The 15,392-nt window shown below is 65.7% G+C and carries 9 protein-coding genes, 2 tRNA genes and 2 pseudogenes; 8 read left to right on the top strand and 5 right to left on the bottom strand.

What is annotated here, in order from left to right; genetic code table 11:
• The first annotated feature begins 18 nt into the window (after positions 1-18).
• From NMQ03_RS14025 to NMQ03_RS14010, 4 genes and pseudogenes are all read left to right on the top strand, one after another.
• Positions 19-3,019, top strand: a pseudogene (locus tag NMQ03_RS14025) (UPF0182 family protein).
• Positions 3,020-3,136: 117 nt separating this feature from the next.
• Positions 3,137-3,210: transfer RNA gene (locus NMQ03_RS14020), tRNA-Met, on the top strand.
• Between the two features lie 165 nt (positions 3,211-3,375).
• A tRNA-Met gene (locus tag NMQ03_RS14015) sits at positions 3,376-3,449 on the top strand.
• Between the two features lie 139 nt (positions 3,450-3,588).
• Positions 3,589-4,521 carry a cytochrome b/b6 domain-containing protein gene (locus tag NMQ03_RS14010; RefSeq protein WP_255172689.1) on the top strand — a complete coding sequence of 311 codons (933 nt, stop codon included), beginning with the start codon at positions 3,589-3,591 and terminating at the stop codon, positions 4,519-4,521.
• A gap of 24 nt (positions 4,522-4,545) precedes the next feature.
• Here NMQ03_RS14010 and NMQ03_RS14005 read toward each other — a convergent pair whose 3' ends face one another.
• From NMQ03_RS14005 to NMQ03_RS13995, 3 genes are all read right to left on the bottom strand, one after another.
• Positions 4,546-5,973: a deoxyribodipyrimidine photo-lyase gene (locus tag NMQ03_RS14005; protein WP_255172688.1), complete on the bottom strand. Its 1,428-nt coding sequence runs from the start codon at positions 5,971-5,973 to the stop codon at positions 4,546-4,548.
• Positions 5,974-6,060: 87 nt separating this feature from the next.
• Positions 6,061-6,849 carry a PspA/IM30 family protein gene (locus NMQ03_RS14000; RefSeq protein WP_255172687.1) on the bottom strand — a complete coding sequence of 263 codons (789 nt, stop codon included), beginning with the start codon at positions 6,847-6,849 and terminating at the stop codon, positions 6,061-6,063.
• A 107-nt stretch (positions 6,850-6,956) separates the two neighbouring features.
• On the bottom strand, positions 6,957-9,008 hold the full coding sequence (locus NMQ03_RS13995) for a TPM domain-containing protein (RefSeq protein WP_255172686.1): 2,052 nt from the start codon (positions 9,006-9,008) through the stop codon (positions 6,957-6,959).
• A gap of 281 nt (positions 9,009-9,289) precedes the next feature.
• On the opposite strand from NMQ03_RS13995, the gene NMQ03_RS13990 reads away from it, so the two are divergent.
• From NMQ03_RS13990 to NMQ03_RS13975, 4 genes are all read left to right on the top strand, one after another.
• Complete coding sequence (locus NMQ03_RS13990) at positions 9,290-10,873, top strand: S1C family serine protease (RefSeq protein WP_255172685.1); 1,584 nt, start codon at positions 9,290-9,292, stop codon at positions 10,871-10,873.
• A 236-nt stretch (positions 10,874-11,109) separates the two neighbouring features.
• A complete protein-coding gene (locus NMQ03_RS13985) occupies positions 11,110-11,901 on the top strand; it encodes an electron transfer flavoprotein subunit beta/FixA family protein (protein ID WP_255172684.1) in 792 nt (263 codons plus the stop codon).
• A gap of 13 nt (positions 11,902-11,914) precedes the next feature.
• Positions 11,915-12,862, top strand: coding sequence for an electron transfer flavoprotein subunit alpha/FixB family protein (locus NMQ03_RS13980; protein WP_255172683.1), 948 nt, complete (start codon positions 11,915-11,917; stop codon positions 12,860-12,862).
• A 4-nt stretch (positions 12,863-12,866) separates the two neighbouring features.
• Positions 12,867-13,646, top strand: a complete 780-nt coding sequence (locus tag NMQ03_RS13975) for a PIG-L deacetylase family protein (protein ID WP_255172682.1) — start codon at positions 12,867-12,869, stop codon at positions 13,644-13,646.
• Positions 13,647-13,724: 78 nt separating this feature from the next.
• Here NMQ03_RS13975 and NMQ03_RS13970 read toward each other — a convergent pair.
• A pseudogene (locus NMQ03_RS13970) lies at positions 13,725-14,580 on the bottom strand (anti-sigma factor).
• A 10-nt stretch (positions 14,581-14,590) separates the two neighbouring features.
• A complete protein-coding gene (locus NMQ03_RS13965; protein ID WP_255172681.1) occupies positions 14,591-15,199 on the bottom strand; it encodes a sigma-70 family RNA polymerase sigma factor in 609 nt (202 codons plus the stop codon).
• Positions 15,200-15,392: the final 193 nt, after the last annotated feature.

The following is a 15,392-nucleotide window of genomic DNA, read 5'->3' as shown; positions in this document are numbered from 1 at the left end:
AGCTATGAGGTACCCAGTTTGTCCCGTCCCGCCAGCACCACGTCCACAGGAAGGCCCCCATCGCGACGGGGAGCCCTGACGCCCACCCTCATCGTCGTTGCCCTGGTGGTAGTGGGCTTCATTTTCTTCGCCAACGTCTGGACCGACGTCCTTTGGTACCGGCAACTGGGCTTCCTCGAGGTCTTCGTCACCGAAAACCTTGCCAAGATCGCCACTTTCGCAGCCGGCTTCGCCATCATGTTCGCGGCGGTTTTCTTCTCCATCCGCATTGCCTACAACGCCCGGCCCGTCTACGCCCCGGACTCTGAGATCCGGGACAACCTCAACCGGTACCAGGCCCAGCTCGAGCCGGTCCGCCGGATTGTCATGATCGGCCTGCCGGTCCTCTTCGGCCTCTTTGCGGGCAGCGCGGCCGCGAGCCAGTGGCAGAAAGTCCTGCTGTTCTTCAACCAGGTCGGCTTCGGCCAGCCCGATCCGCAGTTCAACATGGACATCAGCTTCTACCTGATGACCCTGCCGTTCCTCGGGTTCGTCACCGGGTTCCTCATCAGCGTGGTGGTGATCGCAGGCATCGCCGGCATCCTCACCCACTACCTGTACGGCAGCATCCGGCTCATGGAGCGCGGCGTGTTCACCAGCCGCGCAGCGCAGATTCACATCGCCGTCATCGGTGCCGCCTTCCTGGTGCTCCTGGGTGTCAACTTCTGGCTGGACCGCTACTCGTCCGTGCAGAGCAACGGCGGCCGCTGGGCCGGTGCGCTCTACACCGATGTCAACGCCGTCATCCCCACCAAGGCCATCCTCGCCGTCGCTGCCGTCCTGGTGGCCATCCTCTTCATCGTTGCAGCCGTCATCGGCCGCTGGCGCCTTCCCGTGATCGGCACGGCCATGCTGGTCATCACCTCCATCCTGGCCGGCGGCGTGTACCCGTGGGTCATTCAGCAGTTCCAGGTCCGCCCGTCGGAGCAGACCCTGGAAAGCAAGTACATCCAGCGCAACATCGAGAACACCCGCAAGGCCTACGGCCTGGACGGCATCCAGGAAACCCGCTATGACGCCACCAACACCGCCAGCACGGGGGCACTTGCACCTGACGCGCAGACCACGGCGAACATCCGGCTCCTGGACCCGAACCTGATCTCCGACGCCTTTGCGCAGCTGGAACAGTACCGCCCCTACTACCAGTTCCCCAAGGCCCTCAACGTGGACCGGTACGAGGTGGACGGCAAGATCCAGGACACGGTGATCGCCGTGCGGGAGCTGAACCCCACGAACGTCGCAACCAACCAGCAGGGCTGGCTGAACCAGCACGTCGTATACACGCACGGCTACGGTGTGGTGGCGGCCAAGGGCAACAAGTTCACCGTGGACGGCAAGCCTGAGTTCCTGCAGTCCGGCATTCCGTCCACCGGCGTGCTGGGCAACGACACCACCTACGAACCGCGGATCTACTTCGGTGAATCCTCGCCCGAGTACTCGATCGTGGGGGCTCCCGACGGTGCCACGCCGCGCGAGCAGGACCGTCCCTCCGGCAAGGAAGGCGAGGGGGAAACCCAGTACACCTTCAAGGGCAATGGCGGGCCGAACGTTGGCTCGTTCTTCAACAAGATCCTCTACGCCATCAAGTTCCAGTCCTCGGATCTGCTGCTCTCCGATGGCGTGAACCCGGAGTCGCAAATCCTTTACGACCGCAACCCCCGCGAGCGTGTCCAGAAGGTGGCACCGTACCTGACTGTTGACGGCGGCGCCTATCCGGCTGTGGTGGACGGCAGGGTCAAGTGGATCGTGGACGGCTACACCACCAGCCAGTACTTCCCCTACTCGCAGCAGAAGTCCCTGTCTGATGCCACTGCCGATTCCCAGACGAGCTCGGGCCGCGCCGTGGCCCTGCCGAACAGCACGGTGAATTACATCCGCAACTCCGTCAAGGCTACGGTGGATGCCTATGACGGCTCGGTCACCCTGTATGCCTGGGACGACACCGACCCCGTCCTCAAGGCCTGGCAGAAGGTCTTCCCTTCAACGCTGAAGCCGTATTCGGAGATGTCCGGTGCGCTGATGAGCCACGTGCGCTACCCGGAGGACCTGTTCAAGGTCCAGCGCGAGCTGCTGGGGCAGTACCACGTCACCGATCCCACCAGCTTCTACAAGAACAACGACGCATGGAGCACGCCGGCTGACCCCACCGTGGACACCGACGTAAAGCAGCCGCCGTTCTACATGTCGCTGCAGATGCCGGACCAGCAGAAGCCGGCGTTCCAGCTGACGTCGTCCTTTATCCCACAGATCGTGAACGGTAATGCGCGCAACGTCCTGTACGGCTTCCTCGCCGCTGATTCGGATGCAGGCAACCAGGCTAAAGGCTGACGGCTATGGAAAGCTGCGGCTGCTGCAGATCCCGCCGGAAACACAGGTGCCCGGTCCGGGGCAGGCGCAAAACAAGTTCAACTCGGATCCCACTGTGTCGCAGGCACTCAACCTGCTGCGGCAGGGCGCGTCCGACGTGCTGAACGGCAACCTTCTCACTTTGCCGGTGGGCGGCGGCATCCTGTACGTCCAGCCGGTCTACCTCAAGTCGACCGGTGAGACGTCATACCCCACGCTGCAGCGTGTGCTGGTGGCCTTCGGCGACAAGGTGGGCTTCGCGCCCACACTTGATGCAGCCCTCAAGCAGCTCTTCGGTGGGGATTCCGGTGCGGCCGCGGGGGATTCGGCCAACAATGGCCAGACACCGGCCGGTCCGTCAGCGCCTGCCACTCCCGCAGAGGCGGACGCCAAGGCCCAGCTCAAGGCGGCCCTGGACGAGGCAAACGCCGCCATCCAGGCAGGCCAAACGGCGCTCGCAGCCGGCGACTTCGCTGCCTATGGCGACGCGCAGAAGAAGGTTGCGGCCGCGCTGAAGAAGGCGATGGACGCGGAGGCCAAGATTCCGGTCACTGCTCCGGAGGCCAGCCCGGCCCCCGCTGCCTCGGCATCGCCTTCGTCCTCCCCGTCCCCGTCCCCGTCGGCAGGGCAGTAGTACGACGGCGGCACCCGGCACCCGGTCCCCGCGGGGCTGGGTGCCGGGCGGCGTAACGGACGTCACGCCGCCACGATTTGGCCTGCGGTTCACCTCCCGGTAAAGTAGTTCTTGCGACGCGGGGTGGAGCAGTTCGGTAGCTCGCTGGGCTCATAACCCAGAGGTCACAGGTTCAAATCCTGTCCCCGCAACTGAGGAAAGACCCGGACATTGGAAACAATGTCCGGGTCTTTCGCTTTGCCCGGTTCTTTTGCTTTCCCGGGCGCTGTGGTTCACGGGTGGGTTCACCGGTGACGGCGGGCTCGTGGTGTGGTGGTGAGGGCGGCCGCGAAAGTAGGGTAGTGTTGATCAAGCGACGCGGGGTGGAGCAGTTCGGTAGCTCGCTGGGCTCATAACCCAGAGGTCACAGGTTCAAATCCTGTCCCCGCAACTTATGAAGGCCCCGACCGGCAGTTACGCCGGGCGGGGCCTTTCTTTTCCTTGGATGCGCCCAGTTCCTAGTATTCTCTTTCGAAGGGTCCCGCGATCTGCGGGCAGCCCCCCGTCATTCCTGAGAGGTATGTTGTTCGATGGCCACACCCACGAAGAAGCCCGGCTCCGCGACGGGTAAGCGGTCCCGGCTTTACTGGATGGTTCCCGCCGTCCTCGTGGCACTGGTCCTGGTGGTGCTGTTGGCCAGGCTGCTCATCGGACTGCCGGCCGTGGCATCCTTTGTCGCCGACTACCCGGGCCGGTCCGAACTGCCGGACAACGCGCCCGTGGGATTCCCCGCCTGGCTGGCCTGGCAGCACTTCCTCAATGCGTTCTTCCTGCTCCTGATCATCCGGACGGGGTGGCAGGTCCGGACCACCACCCGGCCCAGCGGGTACTGGACCAGGAACAACAAGGGCCTGATCCGCACCAGGAACGCGCCCACCAAGATCAGCCTCGAACTGTGGTTCCACCTGACCCTGGATGCCCTCTGGATCCTCAACGGGCTCATCTTCGCGGTCCTGCTGTTCGCTACCGGGCAGTGGATGCGCATTGTCCCCACCAGCTGGGACGTCTTCCCCAACGCGCTCTCAGCCGCGCTGCAGTACGCGTCGCTGGATTGGCCCACCGAGGACGGCTGGATCAACTACAACGCACTGCAGCTGCTGGCATACTTTGTGACCGTCTTCATCGCGGCGCCGCTCTCGTTCATCACGGGCCTGCGGATGTCCGGAGCCTGGCCCAAGAAGGCAACCGGCCTCAACAAGGCGTTCCCCATCGAATGGGCCCGTGCCGTCCACTTCCCGGTAATGATCTACTTTGTGGCCTTCATCGTGGTCCACGTCTTCCTGGTGCTCACCACGGGCGCACTGCGGAACCTGAACCACATGTACGGGGTCCGCGACGACGACGGCTGGTTTGGCTTCTGGGTATTCCTCGCCTCCGTGGCGGTCATGGTGGCGGCCTGGTTCCTGGCCCGGCCGGTCTTCCTGCGGCCCATCGCGTCCCTGATGGGCAAGGTCAGCCGCTGACGGGGCAGCGCCGCGGGGGCGACGTCAGGCGTCCTTGAGCTTCTGGTAGGCGTCCAGGGCCCGTTCCCGCGACCCGGGCAGGTCCACGAGCGGCTGGGGGTATCCGTCGGTATCCGCCGCCCACGGTTCGTGGATTTCCTTGCCTTTGAGTTCCCGGAGTTCGGGGATGAAGGCCCTCAGGTAGCTGCCGTCGGCGTCGAACTTCTTACTTTGGGTCACCGGGTTGAAGATCCGGTAATAGGGCGAGGCGTCCGCCCCCGAGCCAGCCACCCACTGCCAGTTGGCGGGGTTGTTGGCGGCATCGGCATCCACCAGGGTGTCCCAGAACCATTCCTCCCCGACCCTCCAGTCGGTCAGGAGGTTCTTGACCAGGAATGACGCGGCGGCCATGCGCACCCGGTTGTGCATCCAGCCTGTCTGCCACAGTTGCCGCATCCCGGCGTCCACCAGCGGGTAGCCGGTGTTTCCCTGCTGCCACGCGGCCAGCTCCTGCCGGCTGGGGGAGGCCCACTGGAATTTGTCGAAGGCGGGCCGGAAGTTGCGGGTCGCCAGGTCGGGGTTGTGGTACAGCAGGTGCCAGTTGAATTCCCGCCAGCCCAGTTCGGCCCGGTAGGTGCCGACGTCGGAAGGGACCTCGCGGGGATGCCGGCGGCGAATCTCGCGCCACACGCGGAACGGGCTCACTTCACCGAAGCGCAAATGTGGTGAGAGTCGGCTGGTGCCCTCGGTGCCGGGCAGGTTCCGGCCCGTCCCGTACTCCTCGATGGGCCCGTCCAGGAAGTCCTCGAGCCGGTCCAGGGCGCCTTTTTCACCGGGCACCCACGTGGCGGCCAGTCCGGCGCTCCAATCGCGTTTGGAGGGCAGGGCCTGCCAGCTGCTGAGCGTGTCACTGGCAGGAAGGCCCTTCCCGGCAGGCGCGGGACCGGGCAACGCGTCCGGCGCCTCGTAGGGGTCACGGATGTCCTGGGATGCCAGGCACGCCCGCCAGAAGGGCGAATACACCTTGTAGGGCCCGCCCGCCCCCGTCTTCACTGTCCAGGGCTCGAAGAGCAGGTTCGCCTGGCAGCTTGCGGCCTCGATCCCGTTCCCGGCCGCCCACTCCTTGAGCCCGGCGTCGATAGTCCGTTCGGGTTGCCCGTAACGGCGGTTCCAGAACAGGTGGCTTGCCTTCGTCCGGACAGCAAGGTCCCTGATGACGTCGCCGGCGGGGCCACGCCGGAGTACCAGGCGGGATCCCTTGCTTTCGAGGTCGGCGGACAGTGCGGCCAGGGAGTGGTGCAGCCACCAGCGCGCTGCCCCACCAAGGGGCCGCACGCCGTCGGACTCCTCGTCCAGGACGTAAACCACTGTAAGCGGCGCATCCCGACCGGCGGCCTCTGCGAGGGCCGGGTTGTCGTCCAACCTCAGGTCATCGCGCAGCCAAACCAGGGACGTGCCATCAGAAGAAGTCATGGCACCACGCTACACACAGCGGACGCAGCAATGGCCGGGACCACGGTCCCGGCCATTGCGTATCAGCTGGAGGCGGTGCCCCGAACTTTAGAGCTTGTCGAAGTCGGCTTCGTCCACGGTCGATTCGGTTGATGCGGAGCCCGCGGCGCCAAGGGCAGGCTTGGAGTTTCCGGCCTTGAGGGCCGCCAGCCGGGCATCGATCTCCGTCTGCTCACCCAAGTCCTCCAGCTGGTTGAACTGTGCGTCCAGGCTGGATGCTGCGAGCTCCTGCTGCCCACGGACCTTGGCCTCTTCGCGGCGGATCTTTTCCTCGAAGCGGCCCACCTCGCTGGTGGGGTCCATGATGTCGATGCTCTTGATGGCGTCGTGGACCTGGGACTGTGCCGCCGCCGTCTTGGACCGGGCAACAAGCTCGTTGCGCTTGCTGGTCAGCTGGTTGAGCTTGTTCTTCATCTGTTCCAGGCCGGTCTTCAGCTTGTCCACTACCTCCCGCTGGGAGGCGATGCTCGGCTCTGCACCCTTTGCTTCACTTTCCGCCGCCATCTGGCGCTGCAACGCCACCTTTGCCAGGTTGTCGAACTTCTCGGCGTCGGCTACATCACCGGCCGCGCGGAACTCATCAGCCTTGCGGGAAGCGGCAAGGGCCTTGTTGCCCCAGTCGCGGGCGTTGTTGACGTCCTCGTTGTAGTCGTCTTCCAGCATCCGGAGGTTGCCGATGGTCTGCGCCACGGCAGACTCGGCTTCTGCGATGTTGTTGGTGTAGTCGCGGACCATCTGGTCCAACATCCTCTGCGGATCTTCGGCGTTGTCCAGCAAGGAGTTGATGTTCGCCTTTGCCAGCTGCGCGATCCGGCCGAAAATGGACTGCTTAACCATGGTGTTTGCCTTTCGTCCTGCTCTGTGTTGACCACTGGAACCGGTGCACAGTGGTGTACTGCGTCTGTCCGCCTGCCGGGATCTTCCGGCGCGTCCGGCGGAAGTCTCTAGAAACTGCCGGAGTCGCCGCCGCCGAAGTCGCCGCCGCCAAAGTCCCCGCCGCCGCCGCCGAAGCCGCCGCCACCGCCGCCGTCGCCCCAGCCGCCACCGCCGCCCCAGCCTCCGTGGCCCCCGTTAAGGATGGAGTTGATCAGGATGCCGCCCAGGATGGCACCGCCGAGGCCGCCGCCGCCTCCGCCGCCGAACATGCCGCCGCGGCTGAAGCCCTGGTTCGCGTAGCCGTCAAAGTGGTCCACGTCTGCCTGGGCCAGCTGCGCGGCCTGCGCGGCCAGGGCATGGGCCTGCTGCGCGTAGGTGAGTGCGGTGACGGGATCGGTGCGGGCGATGGACAAGGCGTAGTCGAGGTTCCGCTGGGACTCGGCCAGCCGGGTGCGTGCCTCGGTGCCCACGCCGCCGCGGCGGGCGGTGATGTAGTCGGAGGTGGCGCTGATCTGGGCCTGGGCCGACATGATGGTCTGCTGCAGGGATGCCTGCGCGCGGCGGGCCTGCTCCTGCTGGTCGCGGATGCCGGTCAGGGCCTGGTCCAGGGACTGGTGGGCGGTTTCCACCCGCTGCAGGGTGGCGATGGGGTCGATCCTTCCGCCCTGGATTTCGGTTTTCACCTGTGCCAGGGCGGCCTCCACCGCGGCTACGGGGCTTACCAGCTCCGCATGGGCGCCGGACTGGATCATGGCCTTTGCCTGGGCCAGGTCCTGGGAGGTGTCCACAACGGCGGCTTCCAGGCCGTTGCGGGCCTCGTCGAGGCTGGTGGCGACCTTGGAAATGGCGTCCAGGAGGACATTGGTTTGGTGCAGGCTTTCCTCGGCCGCACGGACGGCCACGGCCGCCAGGCTACCTTCGCCCGAACCGAGCTTCTGCTGGGCGGTTTCGGATGCATTCTGCACAAAGGCGAGCCGTTCCTTGGCCTGCACGATGTTGTCCGAAACCTGTGCCAGCGCGCTGTCCGCGTATTTGGACCGCATTTCCTGCAGGGACTGTTCGGCGCTGGAGATCTTGCCATCGGCTTCGCGGGCTCCGGCGTTGACGGCTGCCAGGGCCTGGGGAGCGTTCTTCTCCAGCTCCCGCAAGGAGTCGAAGTCCGCCTTCTGCTCCTGGAGGGACTCGAGCGCGGCCTCCGAGCGGCGGATGATCTCACCCAGCCAGGTCCGCTGCTGCTCTTCCGTATCCGGGATGTGGTCATCGAGCTGCTGCTGGAGCTTGAAGGACTCCGTCATGTGGGCCTTCGCTTCCGCCAAGGCCTTGGTGAAGTTTCCGACCGCGGAATCACCGTACTGCGCCTGGGCGAAACCGAGTTCCTGCTCGCTGGACTTGATGGCGTCATCTGCTTCGATCAGCAGGGAACCGCTCTTCCGGCGAAGTTCCTCCACGCTGAGTGATGCCAGGGGGTCGAGCTCGGCGCCCTGGGGGCCGTAGCTTCCGCTGGAGGCCACCTGGCCTGCGGCCTTCTTCCGGCGGTTGCGGAAGTACAGGTAGGCGCCGCCTCCAGCGACCACCACGCCTGCACCTACCAGGAGGACGGCTCCGGCGCCGTTACCGGAAGAGACGTTGCCGCTGCCGCCGCCTGCGGCGTCCCCCACGGCGGAGGCGGTGTCAATGGCGGCCTGCGCGTAGTCCTTCTTGCCACCTGCGAGGTTGGCCACCACCGCATTCTGGGTGATGTTGGATCGCTTGGAATAGATGGCGCTGGCCGAATTGGGGGAGAAGTAGTACTTGCCCTGGTCGGTGGCGATGGCAAGGATGACGTCCGCCTTGCCCATACCCTTGGTCTTTGCCACAGCCTGGCTCCAGACCGTGGGGTCGGAGGGGTTGTCGAAGGACTTTACCGTGACCACGTAGAGGTTGTACTTGTGGTCCTTCAGCAGCTTCTGGATCGCATCCTGGACCTCACCCTTTCGGCTGCCCAGCACGTTGGCGTTGTCAACGATATTGGTCCCGGAGGGAATGGTTACCGGGTCTTCGGCCCAGGCAGCGCCGGCGGGTACCGCCAGCAGCCCGGCAAGGCCGATCACGGCGAGGATACGTTTGAACTTTGACCGCATGTGCAACCCTTCAGCACGCCTGACACCGATTCGGGACGAATCAGTCGTCGAATCCAGCAGCGCCCCCACGCTTGGTGTGAAGCCGCAGGTCGCTGTGGCAATTCATCTTGATTCTATGGTGCACCCCACAGCCAGTCCATGCGGCCGAATATGCCGCCAGCGAAACGCTCCGGCGCGCAACGGCCATCGGCCCGGCGTTCAGGAAGCTTTCAGCAAACATCCGAGCTTGTTCCAGCGGGACCGGTCATAGTTAATGGCAGACGAGGATGAAAGGAAGTCCCATGACTGAGAATCAAACCCCAGGACCGGTCCCGGAGGACAACCAGGGGGACAGCCGGAACCCGTGGCAGCAGCAGGGCCCGCAGCAGCCCGGAGACCGCCCGGCACCTGCTCAGTATGGGAATGGCGGAGCCACCGGGGGATCTGAGGGTGGCTACAACGCAGGGGACCACCGGCAGAGGGCCGCCGGGCCCCATGAAACCCAGGAATTGCCGGGTGCGCCGCGCCCCGTCTACCCGCAGCGGCAGCCGTTCTATGGCCAGTCCGGACATTATGGCCAGCAGCAGGACCAGCACGGCCACCCCATGCATGGCGGCGGCCAAGGGGCTCCCAACGGAAGTGTGGGACTGGCGCCAAACCCCAAGGATGCCCCGCGCCGGAAGGCAAGCTTCGGCGTCGGCACCCTCGTGGCAAGCATCCTCGCGGCAGGACTCGTGGGCGGCGGAGTGGCAACAGTTGGTGCCGGTGAAATGTTTGGCAACACCGGGTCCAGCACCTCAACCGTCGGCAGCAGCAACCAGCCCGGCACGGTCATCGTGAACAACAAGGACGATGTCAACGCCATCACCGCAGCCGCCGTGAAGGCCTCGCCGAGCGTCGTCACCATCAGCGCCACCAGCGGCAGCTCCGGGGGCACCGGTTCCGGCATCGTCCTGGACGACCAGGGGCACATCCTGACCAACACGCACGTGGTGACCCTCGATGGCCAGACTGCCAGCGCCAGCCTGGAAATCCGCACCAGCGACGGAAAGGTCCTGCCCGCAAAACTGGTGGGCACCGACCCGCTGTCCGACCTCGCCGTCATCAAGGTTGACGACACGTCAGGACTCACCCCCGCCACGCTCGGTGATTCCTCCAAGCTCAACGTTGGCGATACCGCCATCGCCATTGGTTCCCCGCTCGGCCTGACCGGAACGGTCACGGACGGCATCGTGTCCACCCTCAACCGGACCATCAGCGTGGCATCGTCCGCAGCGCCCAAGGGCGGGGACAACAGCCAGGGGGGTGACCAGGGATTCCAGTTCGCCCCTCCTGGCGGCGGCCAGAGCCAGCAAAGCTCAAGCGAGGGTTCCATCGCCATCAATGTGATCCAGACCGATGCAGCCATCAACCCCGGTAACTCCGGCGGCGCCCTGGTGAACAGCAAGGGCGAGATCATCGGCGTGAACGTGGCCATCGCATCCGCGGGGTCCGGTACGTCAACGTCCCAGAGCGGCAATATCGGCGTCGGGTTCAGCATCCCCATCAACAACGCCAAGCGGGTGGCGCAGGAAATCATCGACAGCGGCAAGGCATCCCACGGGCAGCTCGGCGTCAGCGTCAAGGCCAAGACCTCGTCGGGCGCATCCTCCGAGTTCTCGGTGGGGGCTGACGTCGCCACCGTCGACCCCAACTCGGCGGCCGGAAAGGCCGGCATCAAGGTTGGTGACGTCATCACCAAGTTCAACGACCTCACCATCGGCGAACCCAACCAGCTGACCGCGGCCGTCCGCGAACAGCCGGCTGGATCCACCGTGAAGATCACCGTCATGCGCAGCGGCAAGGAGCAGACGTTCGACGTCACGCTGGGTGCGGCTGCCAGCTAAGGCACCCCAGCAGCAATGCCAGGCAGTAACGACGGCGGCGTCCCCACTTGAGGGGGCGCCGCCGTCGGCATGTCCCGGCGAAAAAGCCTGACACAGGCGTTAACGGAAGAGGGCGCCCGGACGCGCCGATATGGTTAGCTAGGAGCTACCCGCCTGCCGGGCATATCGCGGCCATGTCCCACCCGGCTGGCTGTCCACAAGCATGGAAGGCTGCTGTAGAAACAGTGGAAGAGACATTGAAGATCGTAGTCCTGGTCAAACATGTACCGGACGCCCAGTTCGACCGTCACCTCAACGGGGAGGGCAATACCGCCGACCGCGACGAAAGCATCCTGTCCGAGCTTGACGAGTACGCGCTCGAGGCAGCACTGCAACTGGCGGAGGCACGCGGCGGCAGCAAGGCGGGCAACCAGGTCATCGCCCTGAGCATGGGGCCTGCAGGAGCCGTCAACGCGGTCAAGAAGTCGCTGCAGATGGGCGCCACCGAGGGGGTTCACCTCACGGACGACGCCCTGGCCGGTTCCGACGCCGCAGCCACCTCCCTTGCGCTTGCAGCCGCCGTCCGCCACCTGGGTGACGTGGACCTGGTCATCACCGGCATGGCTTCCACCGACGGGGAGACCTCCCTTGTTCCGGCGCAGCTGGCCGAGCGGCTTGGGCTGCCGCAGGTGACGTTCGCTTCCACGCTTGAGGTCGACGGCGGCCGGCTGACGGCCCGCCGCGATGCCGACACCTCCTCCGAAACGGTGGAGGCGCCGCTGCCCGCCGTCGTGTCCGTGACAGACCAGATCAACGAGCCGCGGTACCCCAATTTCAAGGGCATCATCGCCGCCAAGCGCAAGAGCATCAGCACGCTGTCCCTGGCCGATATCGGCGTGGACCCCGCCCAGGTGGGCTTCGCCGGTTCCTGGACCACCGTGACCAGCGCGGAACAGCGGCCGCCCAGGACTGCAGGCACCATCATCACCGACGAAGGCGACGCAGGCATTAAGCTGGTTGACTTCCTGGCCGCCCAGAAGCTGCTCTAAGAGGGACACCGACATGGCAAAAGTACTTGTATTCATCGATAACCCCGGCGCCTCGCTCAAGAAAAGCAGCCTCGAGCTGCTGACCCTGGCGCGTTCCCTTGGCGAGAGCGCCGTGGCGCTCAACGGAGACCTGTCCAACGACGCCGCCGGCACCTTCGCCGAATACGGCGTGGGAACCATCCTGCGTCCGGCAACGGATGACCTGGATGACTTCCTGGTGGCGCCCAAAGCGGCCTACCTGGCCGCCGCGGCTGAAAGCACCGGCGCCGACATCGTGCTCCTGGACAACTCCCCGGAAGGCAAGGAAATCGCGGCACGGCTGGGCATCCGCCTGAATGCCGGCGTCATCACCGACGTCGTCGCCGTCGATCCGGACGGCACCGCGCACAAGTCCGTCCTCGCCGGCTCCTACAACACCGCCTGCAAGGCCACCACCCCTGTCTCCGTGCTGACCCTCAAAGCCAACAACGTCACTCCGGAACCGGCTCCCGCGGCCACCAGCCCGGAGACCGCCACCGTGGAGGTACCGGCAGTAGCCGCTGCGGCCAGGATCACCGCGCGGGAGCAGAAGGTGGCCAGCGGCCGCCCGGACCTCACGGATGCCCGCATCGTGGTGGCCGGTGGACGCGGCATGGACGGCAACTTCGGCCCCGTCGAGGAACTGGCGGATGCCCTCGGCGCCGCCGTAGGTGCATCGCGTGCCGCCACGGATGCCGGGTGGATCAGCCATGACGCGCAGGTTGGGCAGACGGGCAAGACCGTCTCCCCGCAGCTCTACATTTCGGCCGGCATTTCCGGCGCCATTCAGCAGAAAGCCGGCATGCAGACGTCCAAGGTCATTGTTGCGGTCAACAAGGACGCGGAGTCGCCGGTGTTCGAGATCGCCGACTTCGGGATCATCGGCGACGTGTTCGACGTGCTGCCGCAGGCCACCGCCGAGATCAAGAAGCGAAAAGGCTGATTCTTTGACTGCCTCCCACGAGCAGGCACAGAGCCCGTTCAACCCGGACATCCACCGGGTTGGGCGGGTGCTCTGTTTTGCGGCACATCCTGACGACATCGATTTCGGCGCTGCCGGTACCATCGCCGCGTGGACGGCAGCGGGCGTGCAGGTGAGTTACTGCATCATGACCGACGGCGACGCCGGCGGCTTCGACCCCGCCCACCGCGCGGACATCATCGCCATGCGGGACGCCGAGCAGCGGCGGGCCGCGGAACTGGTGGGCGTCACCGACATCCACTACCTCCACCAGCGTGACGGGTACCTCGAGGCGTCGCATGAGGTGATGAAAGGGGTGGTGCGGCTGATCCGGCAAATCCGCCCCGACGTCGTCCTTGCCATGCACCCGGAACGGAACTGGGAACGGATCCAAAAGAGCCATCCTGACCACCTGGCCGTGGGGGAGGCGGTGACCCGCGCGGTGTACCCGGCCCTCGAAAACCCCTTTGCCTACCCTGAACTGGCGGAAGCAGGCCTGGATGCGTACAAGCTGCCGTGGTTGTGGCTCTACGCCGGCCCCGGGGAACGGGAAAACCACTTCGTCGACGTCACCGACCAGGTGGAAGCCAAGCTCGCCGCCATCCACGTCCATGTGAGCCAGCACCCGGACGTGGAGGCCATGGAGGCCACCGTCCGCCAGGGCATGCTCCTGAACGCCGGCAGGGCCGGCTTCCCGGAGGGGCGCAGCGCGGAAGCATTCCATGTGGTGGCCATCAACGGGCCCGGCACCATCGCCGGATTCTGAGTTAAACCAGGCGCCCCGTTCCTTCCGGTGGGAGGAACGGGGCGTTCTGGGTTAACGCGTTTCCGATTACTGCGGGTGCTAGGCGCCCAGTGGGGCCGCGGCCACCGTGGGCAGCGTCGGTGCCTTGGAGCCGCCTGCAGGCTCGACAGTGATGCCCAGTGATGCCGCCGAGTGGATGCCCTGGACCACGGCAGGCTTGGACAGCGCCTGCTCGTCCATCAGACCCTGCGACACCGGAGCGGAGCCGTCCTTGGGTATCAGCCACATCTGGTAGACCTTGCCGGGGAGCGGGCACGCCGCTCATCTTCACCACGGCTGCGTCCTCTGACGCGGAGATCAGGAGGGTTGCCTTGCCGCCGCCCACCACGTTCACGGAGGCCTCACGCAGGTCGTTGGCCCTGGCCACCTGGTTGACGGGATCGTTCTGGTCTGCCATGTACGCGCCCACGCCCACGCCGCCCAGGGCGATGGCTGCTGCCGCTGCCACTCCCACCAGCCACCGGCGCATGCCGGAACCGCCCCGGCGTTGCTCCCGGCGCTTCCGGGCCTCTGCCAGTTCATCCTGTGGCCCCGGCCGGGGAGGCAGTGCCGTACTGCCTGCCGGTGCCTGCGCGCCCTCGCCGGTCAGCCCGTCCTGCCCGGGGAACTGGGCGGGAAGCTGGGCGACAATCCGCTGGAACAGGTCCGACGGCGGTTCCTCCTCTGCACGGAAAGTGCGGACCAGCGCCTCCCTGGACTGGCGGACGCGCTCAAGGAAGGCCCGGCGTTCCGTTTCCGGGGCCGTCGAGATGTAACGGTCGATGGCTTCGCGTTCCTGCTCCGTGACCGCATCCAGGGCGTAGAGTTCAGCAAGGTCGACGGCGCGGTAAGCAGCGATGTCCATGGCCACAGTGTCCCCGAAGGCGCGTGACCGGCCGTCGCGGCTGTCATCCATTCCACTCATCTCAACTCACCCCCAAACAGGTCTTCAATCGGATCAGTCCATCGCGGATGCGGGACTTGATAGTGGGCACTGCTGCGTTCAGCCGTTCTGCGACTTCCCGGTAGGTAAGGCCACCGTAGTAAGCAAGGCGCACGGACTCCTGCTGCGTTTCGGTCAGCGTCCCCAGGCAGCGGACCACCGCCTCGGCCTCCAGCCTGCTGCCCACTTCGTCGGACACGCTGTCATGGTCGATCTCCTGCGTGCTGGCGCCGTACTTGGCCTCCCTGTCCGTGGAGGACTGCGACGACCGGACCTTGTCCACCGCGCGGCGGTGCGAGATGGTCATCAGCCAGGACAGCGGGCTGCCTGCCTGCGGATCGAATTTTGCAGCGTTCTGCCAGACCTGCAGGAAGACCTCCTGCGTGGTGTCTTCGCTGAGTTCAGGGTCGATCAGGACGCGGCGCGCCATACCGAAGACCCTGCGGGACGTGAGCTGGTAGAACTCGGCGAAAGCCGCTTGGTCCCCGCGGGCAATCCCCGCCAAAAGGGCCGAGAGGCGTTGGCTGAGGTCTGCAGGTGGGTCGGTCACCGCGGCGGAGCCTTCGGGATTCGGCGCGTTGGGAGTTTCCATTACGTCCAAGCATAAGTCTCCGGGCGACGGATCCTCAGCAGTGCCGTGCCGACTGCGGTTGTCCGGTCTGGAACGTGCCTCCAGTAGGGTCACCTGCCGCTCCTTGGTCCGCTCGAATGTCTTCAAGAGTCATTCGGCGCCGCGTGGAGGGTGGATGGGGCGGTAAGCAATTTTTTCCGTGCCGGCGTGACCC

The organism is Arthrobacter sp. DNA4 (assembly GCF_024362385.1).
Classification (GTDB): Bacteria; Actinomycetota; Actinomycetes; order Actinomycetales; family Micrococcaceae; genus Arthrobacter.
The sequence above is the reverse complement of the archived record's forward strand: the minus strand, read 5'-3'. Positions and strand labels throughout refer to the sequence as shown.